We start from the raw sequence: 7,157 nt of genomic DNA, 5'->3' as shown, positions 1-7,157 counted from the left end.
CGATTTGACTTAGAGCCTAAATTTTTAGTGTAAACGTCTGTGGCCAGTTGTTATTATTTTGCCGGATCGACTTTTTCTGATTCTTCTAATTCTTGTTCACGGATGTTCGAAGGTTCGAATGAGTCCGGTTCGTGATTATCGACGATTTCAGCGTAATGGTTAACTTTGAAAGTAATAGTGCTGAGATGACGCTTTAATTCAGCAATTTCATCGATAGTTTTTTGTTGTTGCTGACGCATAATCTGATATCTTTCAGGGATGGTCTGTTCGCCACTTCTGACCAGGTCAAAATAGTGCTTGATCTCATCAAGCGACATGCCCGTGCCACGCAAGCAAAGAATCAATTCCAACCATTCAATATCGACGTCGTCAAAGACCCGATTATTATTTTTATCGCGTTTAACATAAGGAAGAAGACCATGGTCATGATAGTAGCGCACAGTGTAGCTAGTCATACCCATCTTCTTTGCAACCTGTTGAACAGAATATTTCGCCATGCCAAATCCTTCTTTCTTGTTAGCTTAAAGTAGCTCGAATGTGGAGACAATTATACTACAAATTTATAAGAAAACACGATTATTATAATTATATTCAATTGATGTCAAAATTTTTTTGCTCAATACTATCAAAATGGTTATTATGCCATGTCTGTAATTTCCAGCTGAAGGCAAAAGTACCAGCAATTCTGTTTGAGAATTACTGGTACTTTTTTAATGAGTATTATCAGTGTAATAAGTTGTATCTAAGTCCTTGGTATCATAATCGGTGTTATCAGGATCAGAGAAGAACTTTTTATTTTGTTTATTCAATTCAGTTTCAGTATTGTCGACTTTAGATGTTTTTCGATCCATTGATTTGTTGAGAGTATCGGAAACTTTTTGCAGCTCCTTGGTCGAGGCGACTTGATAAGAACTACCGTTGATCCAAGCAGTTTGTTCCTTCAATTGTTTAGAAGCGAACTTGTTATCGATTGAGTAATACTTTACCGGTAGGGCATTGATCTGAGAATCAGTCAGGTCAGTAATGACGTTGCCACCGGTCTTTTTGATCAGTTTTGGTAATTGGACGATATATTTTGGTTTTTTCAACTTATGGACCACTTGCTCCAAGACTTGTTGTTGACGCAATTGACGACCATAGTCGCCGCGAGGATCTTGATAACGCATCCGAGCATAAGTCAAAGCTTGCTTGCCGTTTAAATGATGGTGTCCTTTAGGGATGGTGATGCCGTTGTAACTGACTTTTAAGTTTGAATCAACATCAATACCACCAACAAAATCGACCGTTTGCTCAAGGGCCTTTATGTTGATGGTGACTGTATAGTCGATGGGAACATTCAATAATTTACTGACAGATTTTTTGGCTGTTTTATTAGCGCCAATAGCATATGCCGAATTGATCTTTTGAACGTTCTTTGGTTTTTGACCGACCATTTCAGCCAAGGTGTCGCGTGGACTGAGTACATCAAAACTTTATTGGTTTTAGGATTAACGGTGATCATCATGATCGTATCCGAATTTCCTCGATCGACTCGGCCGTCAGTCCCAGTATCAGCCCCTAACAGTAAAATCGAGAATGGCTTTCCTTGTTCGATTCGCTTTGAAACAGTGGTTTTACTAGAGTGAACTGACTTGAGAGCATTTTGATTGGCTTTATAGAAAGAAAAGCCTAAGCCGGCTATGATCACGAGCAGAACCACTATGGTTATTACAATACGTTTAAAAATTTTCATAACTAATTTCTCCGCAACTACTATAATTTTATCTATTATAGAGAGTTACTTAATCTAATACAAATTAAAGATATTTTCATAAATTGCTTGAAAGCAGTTAATTTAAATGAAAATATTTTCACATCTAATCAAAAAATGACCGACGGCTAATTTTCTCACTCGTCGGCCATTTTACTATTCTGTTTTATAAAACTGATTTAAGTTAGCAATTCCCAGCAAGAATTGTTGCTTTCTAGTTAATTATGGGCGTTTTATTCCAAGTTTTACTTGGCACTCTGGGCATAATCCGTAAACTTCCATGTGGTTTCCGGAAATCATATAGCCAGATAATTCCGCTGTCCTTTTTTCGAATTCTTTTTCGTCCTTGCCAAATCCCTCATATGAGACATCAACGATTTTCCCACAATTAGTACAAATTGCGTGGTAGTGCGGAGTGCCAAAATAATCATAATGGGTACTGCCGTCGCCATTTTGGAGCTCGATCACGAGTCCGCGTTCGACAAAAGTATTTAATGTGTTGTAAATAGTTGATGCACCTAAATTGGGAAGTTCCTTACTTAAAGCAGCATGAATCGTGTCGACTGATGGGTGGTTATGATGACTTGCCAAGTAAGACAAGATAACGTGACGTTGAGGTGTTACACGTAGCTTGTTATCTTTCAAGACTCGCAATGTTTGATCTGCAACATTCTTCGTAGCCATAAGCGTCCTTCCTTTCAAATGATCTGTATCATCACCTATCTTCATGATAATGATTACAAGGTAATTATACGTCTTAATTAGTAATGAGTACAATTAAATGTTTATAAATTAAAATAACTCGGCACAAATGCGGTCTTTTGGGTTTACTTTTCAGAAAGTAAAGGTTAATATAGAGTCGTTCACAGATGAGAACCATTTCAATCTAGCAAAAAAGTGACATGTTGTAGTCCCAATCAAAGGAGCGAAGATTATGCAAGTAGCTAAGAAGAAAAGAAGCTTGGCTGAAAAGATCAACATTATGCGTGCCAGTGTCATGGGTGCTAATGATGGGATTGTTTCAGTTGCTGGTATCGTTATTGGTGTTGCCGGAGCCACTAATAATAATTATGCCATCTTTCTTTCTGGTATCGCCGGTATGTTAGCCGGAACTATTTCCATGGCCATGGGTGAGTGGGTATCAGTCAGCACCCAAAGAGATTCTGAAAGAAGGGCCATCGAAAAAGTATCGACATCCCTCGACGAAAATTATGATGATGAGATTGACTTCATTAAAAATAAGTATTCGAAGACCGGGATTTCTGATGCGTTGGCGGAAAAAGCCACCCATGAAATGATGTCAGGAGATCCAATCGATACTGCCGTCAGAGAAAGATACGGGTTCAATCCGAAAGAAAAAACGAGTGCGATTGCTGCGGCATTGTCATCAATGCTTTCCTTTCCAACAGGATCATTGTTGCCATTACTATCGATCACCTTGTTCCCCGAAAATATTAAAATGATTTCCACAATTATCGCGGTTGTGATTGCCTTAGTTATTACAGGGTACACCGCTGCTGCTTTAGGTAACGCCAATAGATTCAAAGCTGTTGTCAGAAATGTTGTTTCCGGTCTTTTAACAATGGCCGTAACTTATGGCATTGGTCTGTTGTTCGCACACTAGTGCAGAAAGGATAAATTTTGATGAAAACAATGAGTATTCAAAAGCCCAAGAAGCAAAAGCAAACGATGGCTGAACGGTCAAATACTCTCCGGGCAGGAGTTTTAGGTTCCAATGATGGTATCTTGACTGTTGTAGGTGTTTTGTTCTCAGTCGCCGTTGCTACTACTAATCAATTCACGATTTTCATTGCGGGACTTTCTGATTTGATTGCTTGTGCCTTTTCAATGGCATCAGGTGAATATGCATCAGTTAGTTCTCAAAAAGATACCGAAAAAGCGGTCGTCGAAAAAGAACGCCAATTGATCAAAACAGATTTTCAAGGCGAATTAGACGCCGTAGCACAATTTTATGTCGATCGTGGTGTAACTAAAGAAACATCATATGACATCGCCAAAGAATTAATGGCCAAAGATGATTTAAAGACAGTAGTAAGAGTTAAATACGATTTGGACCTAGGACACTATATGAGTCCTTGGAACGCAGCCTTTTCTTCACTAGTATCAGCAGCATCAGGTGGTATCTTCCCACTAGCAGCCATGACATTTTTGCCGATCTCAATGCAATGGCCAGGAACAATCCTAGCCGTAATCGCTTCAGTAGCCTTAACAGGTTACTTAAGTGCCAAACTAGGAGACGGCCTAGTAAAAACAGCCATCGTCAGAAATATCATCGTCGGAATCATAACCATGATCATCCACTATTCAGTCGGAATTTTATTGAAGTAGAGTGGTACCAAAGGCGCCAGTTCGCGAGCATTAACAGGAAACCGGAACTTATTCCCGTTTTTGGAATAAGAGCCGGTTTCCTGTTAAGCGGAACAAACTGCCTGTTATTGCACGTTTCCACTATAAACATAGACCGCGCGAACTAATGCAAATTTGCAAACGAGCACAAATTCCAGGTTAAGCGGAACAAACTGCCTGTTATTGCACGTTTCCACTATAAACATAGACCGCGCGAACTAATGCAAATTTGCAAACGAGCACAAATTCCAGGTTAAGCGGAACAAACTGCCTGTTATTGCACGTTTCCACTATAAACATAGACCGCGCGAACTAATGCAAATTTGCAAACGAGCACAAATTCCAGGTTAAGCGGAACAAACTGCCTGTTATTGCACGTTTCCACTATAAACATAGACCGCGCGAACTAATGCAAATTTGCAAACGAGCACAAATTTCAGGTTAAGCGGAACAAACTGCCTGTTATTGCGCGTTTCCGCTATAAGAGTAGAACGCGTAACTTCAAAAAATCCAATCCAAGTTCCAAATAAATACAATAAATTCCCCAAAAAAACAACAGGTATTCCAGCCCTAGGAATACCTGTTTTATTTTCCACAAATTCATCTTATAGCCATTTACAAATATACTTATAGAATCTATACTTAAAGTTCATACTTAGGATTTGGAAGTGGATAAATGTGATTTTTGAGCAAAATAATAATCGGGGAGTCGTCAGCTTTAGTTGCTTTTTAGCTTTTATATTGTTATTGACGGCAGTCAAGTTACAAGCGGGTTGGCTTTTTAATCTCGATCGATTGATTCAAAGTGTTGCTAAGATCACTCCGGGTTCACATGCTGCTGATATTTTTCAAGTACTGACTTTCTTTGGCAGTCCAGAGGTCGTCTTGATAGTCAGTTTGATCCTTGTTATTACCTTTATTGTAATCAAGGAAAAAGTTACGGCTTTGTGGATAACCTTCACGGTTTTAGGCGGCTATGCCTTGGCCTATGGCATTAAATTGTTTGTTCAACGTCCACGTCCAGCTGCGGATTTTGTTAAATCGACTGGTTTTAGTTTTCCGAGTGGTCACACATTTGGAACTGCAATTTTGACAATGATTTTAATTGTGATTATCGCTCCACGTTTAAAACAAGCTGGGAATAGATTTTTGATGAAGTCATTACTGATCATTTGGCTGATCCTGGTGGTGATCTCGAGAGTCTTTTTACGTTCGCATTATCCAACCGATGTCTTGGGGAGCTTGCTATTGGCAGCTGGCTGGTGGAATTTTGCTGAAATGTTATATTTCCGTTTTTATGGACGAGCTAATAAAGTTTTAAAGGAACAACCAGAAGAATCAAATTAAGATAATATCTATCGACTATCACTTTTGAAAGTCGATGGATATTTTTTTTGACAAAAATATTTATTATTTTATGGATAGAATATAAATTTTACCGGGGTACACTTGAAGTGTTGGATAGCGCTTTCAGGGAACGCTTAGGGATTAATGATTTCCCAAGCTTATTTGGCGTGAAATTCTTAATTTACACCTGGAGATAGGAGGAGAAACAATGAAGTTCAAACGAATTTTAGCTTTAATAGCAATGTTTGTCGCCTTTATTTGTGGTTACCAAATCTCAAACAGTGCAACAAACGTTCAAGCCGACATGGTCAATAGCAATTATCAAATGATTGCTCATGGCTACGACTGGGGGCCGGCAATCGATAAGGTCGTCATCAATACTTCGATGCCGATCAAGAAGACTGACCTGAATCAACAAACATTTAAGGTCAGCAGCAGCGATACTTATATCCCAAGTACTGCGCGACAAGTCAATAAAGCATACTTGTCAAACGTAAATGGAAAGGCAGTCGATTCTAATAGCAGTCGCTACATTGCTTTAGATTTAGCAGTCGATCCTGATTTAACTGTGGCGGATCCATTCTCATTTAATCAAGCAACGCAACTGAATACGCAGGTGGCGGTCCAATTCCAGATCAGCCAGCAAAACCCGCTATATTCAGTGCGCAACAAGGAAATAACTGGCATAACTCCAACTCAAAGGAGCAGCCAAGTTTCTTATCCAGAACTAAAAAGCTTTTCTAAAAATTATTCATTCACCTATCAAGACAAGCACTTTGGTACGCAGTCGATGCAATACACTTCTTATCAAGCTCCAGCTAATGGCAAGCGAGCTTTGATCATCTGGTTGCACGGTGCGGGTGAAGGCTATAAGGATCCTAATCCGGTCTCTCTTTTAGGTAGTCGGGCCGTAGGTTTAGCTCAAAAGAAGATTCAGAGTCATTTTGCTGGTGGTGCTGATGTTTTGGTACCGCAAGCTAAGACTTATTGGCTCGATACGCGGACGACTGATGCTTCTAACCGAAACGACTATGGTGCATTAGGTAGTGGCGGAACTACTTTGGTTTATCCGAATACGCCTGATGGTCTGGAACAACGTTCTCGTTATGAAGACGGTTTGACTTCGATGATCCAAATGTATCTTACATCTCATCCAAAAGTTGACCGTAATAGAGTTTACATTGGCGGTTGCTCGAACGGTGGTTACATGGCCTTGAGAATGATGGTCAAAGAACCGGGTAAATTCTCGGCAGCTTTCCCAATCAGTGAAGCTTATCTCGATAAAAATATTTCTGATGCTCAGATCGACAATATCAAGTCATCAAATATTTGGTTCACGCAATCCCAAAATGATCCAATCGTTAATCCCCAAACAAGTACTGTCCCAACTTATCAACGCCTGATCAAAGCTGGCGCTCAAAATGTCCACTTTACCTTCATGAAAGACGTTCATGACGAAACTGGACAATTCAAAGGTACCGATGGCCAACCTTATCAATATCTCGGCCACTTCTCATGGATCAACGTGCTCGACGATTATCCCGCACCTGATTATGACGGCGTTCAAGCCAAAAACTCTGACGGTTCCGATGTAACTGTCATGAGTTGGCTCAGTCGGCAAAACAAAGCTACCGATTGGCGTTAAAAAAACGCATTCCAAATGATTTGTTCATTTAGGATGCGTTTTTCTGTT

Annotated in this window: 8 protein-coding genes; 4 read left to right on the top strand and 4 right to left on the bottom strand. The window is 39.8% G+C overall.

Annotated elements, in window-relative coordinates; genetic code table 11:
- Positions 1-53: 53 nt before the first annotated feature.
- From FC27_RS05900 to FC27_RS05890, 4 genes are all read right to left on the bottom strand, one after another.
- The gene (locus tag FC27_RS05900; RefSeq protein ID WP_010625214.1) at positions 54-497 is read right to left on the bottom strand and encodes a MerR family transcriptional regulator; all 444 of its coding nucleotides are present in this window, start codon (positions 495-497) and stop codon (positions 54-56) included.
- Between the two features lie 213 nt (positions 498-710).
- The gene (locus FC27_RS05895; RefSeq protein WP_235699662.1) at positions 711-1,433 is read right to left on the bottom strand and encodes an LCP family protein; all 723 of its coding nucleotides are present in this window, start codon (positions 1,431-1,433) and stop codon (positions 711-713) included.
- Positions 1,337-1,732, bottom strand: a complete 396-nt coding sequence (locus FC27_RS12015) for an LCP family protein (protein WP_235699661.1) — start codon at positions 1,730-1,732, stop codon at positions 1,337-1,339. The genes FC27_RS05895 and FC27_RS12015 overlap by 97 nt, the downstream gene beginning before the upstream one ends.
- Before the next feature lie 240 nt (positions 1,733-1,972).
- Positions 1,973-2,434, bottom strand: a complete 462-nt coding sequence (locus FC27_RS05890) for a Fur family transcriptional regulator (protein ID WP_010625213.1) — start codon at positions 2,432-2,434, stop codon at positions 1,973-1,975.
- A 250-nt stretch (positions 2,435-2,684) separates the two neighbouring features.
- Between FC27_RS05890 and FC27_RS05885 the strand changes: the two genes are divergently transcribed.
- From FC27_RS05885 to FC27_RS05870, 4 genes are all read left to right on the top strand, one after another.
- Positions 2,685-3,374: a VIT1/CCC1 transporter family protein gene (locus FC27_RS05885; protein WP_010625212.1), complete on the top strand. Its 690-nt coding sequence runs from the start codon at positions 2,685-2,687 to the stop codon at positions 3,372-3,374.
- Between the two features lie 20 nt (positions 3,375-3,394).
- Entirely contained in the window at positions 3,395-4,099 is a 705-nt protein-coding gene (locus FC27_RS05880; RefSeq protein ID WP_010625211.1) for a VIT1/CCC1 transporter family protein, read from the top strand.
- A gap of 696 nt (positions 4,100-4,795) precedes the next feature.
- Positions 4,796-5,464, top strand: coding sequence for a phosphatase PAP2 family protein (locus FC27_RS05875; RefSeq protein WP_010625210.1), 669 nt, complete (start codon positions 4,796-4,798; stop codon positions 5,462-5,464).
- A gap of 208 nt (positions 5,465-5,672) precedes the next feature.
- Positions 5,673-7,109: a prolyl oligopeptidase family serine peptidase gene (locus tag FC27_RS05870; RefSeq protein WP_010625209.1), complete on the top strand. Its 1,437-nt coding sequence runs from the start codon at positions 5,673-5,675 to the stop codon at positions 7,107-7,109.
- Positions 7,110-7,157 lie beyond the last annotated feature (48 nt).

This window comes from Companilactobacillus versmoldensis DSM 14857 = KCTC 3814 (genome assembly GCF_001434295.1).
Classification (GTDB): Bacteria; Bacillota; Bacilli; order Lactobacillales; family Lactobacillaceae; genus Companilactobacillus; species Companilactobacillus versmoldensis.
This window is presented reverse-complemented; position numbering and strand designations above follow the sequence as displayed.

Excerpts from the sequence above, each read along its gene's own strand:
- FC27_RS05870 (WP_010625209.1), top strand. The coding sequence starts at position 5,673 with ATGAAGTTCAAACGAATTTTAGCTTTAATAGCAATGTTTGTCGCCTTT.
- FC27_RS05880 (WP_010625211.1), top strand. The coding sequence starts at position 3,395 with ATGAAAACAATGAGTATTCAAAAGCCCAAGAAGCAAAAGCAAACGATG.
- FC27_RS05895 (WP_235699662.1), bottom strand. The coding sequence starts at position 1,433 with ATGGTCGGTCAAAAACCAAAGAACGTTCAAAAGATCAATTCGGCATAT.
- FC27_RS05900 (WP_010625214.1), bottom strand. The coding sequence starts at position 497 with ATGGCGAAATATTCTGTTCAACAGGTTGCAAAGAAGATGGGTATGACT.
- FC27_RS05885 (WP_010625212.1), top strand. The coding sequence starts at position 2,685 with ATGCAAGTAGCTAAGAAGAAAAGAAGCTTGGCTGAAAAGATCAACATT.
- FC27_RS12015 (WP_235699661.1), bottom strand. The coding sequence starts at position 1,732 with ATGAAAATTTTTAAACGTATTGTAATAACCATAGTGGTTCTGCTCGTG.
- FC27_RS05890 (WP_010625213.1), bottom strand. The coding sequence starts at position 2,434 with ATGGCTACGAAGAATGTTGCAGATCAAACATTGCGAGTCTTGAAAGAT.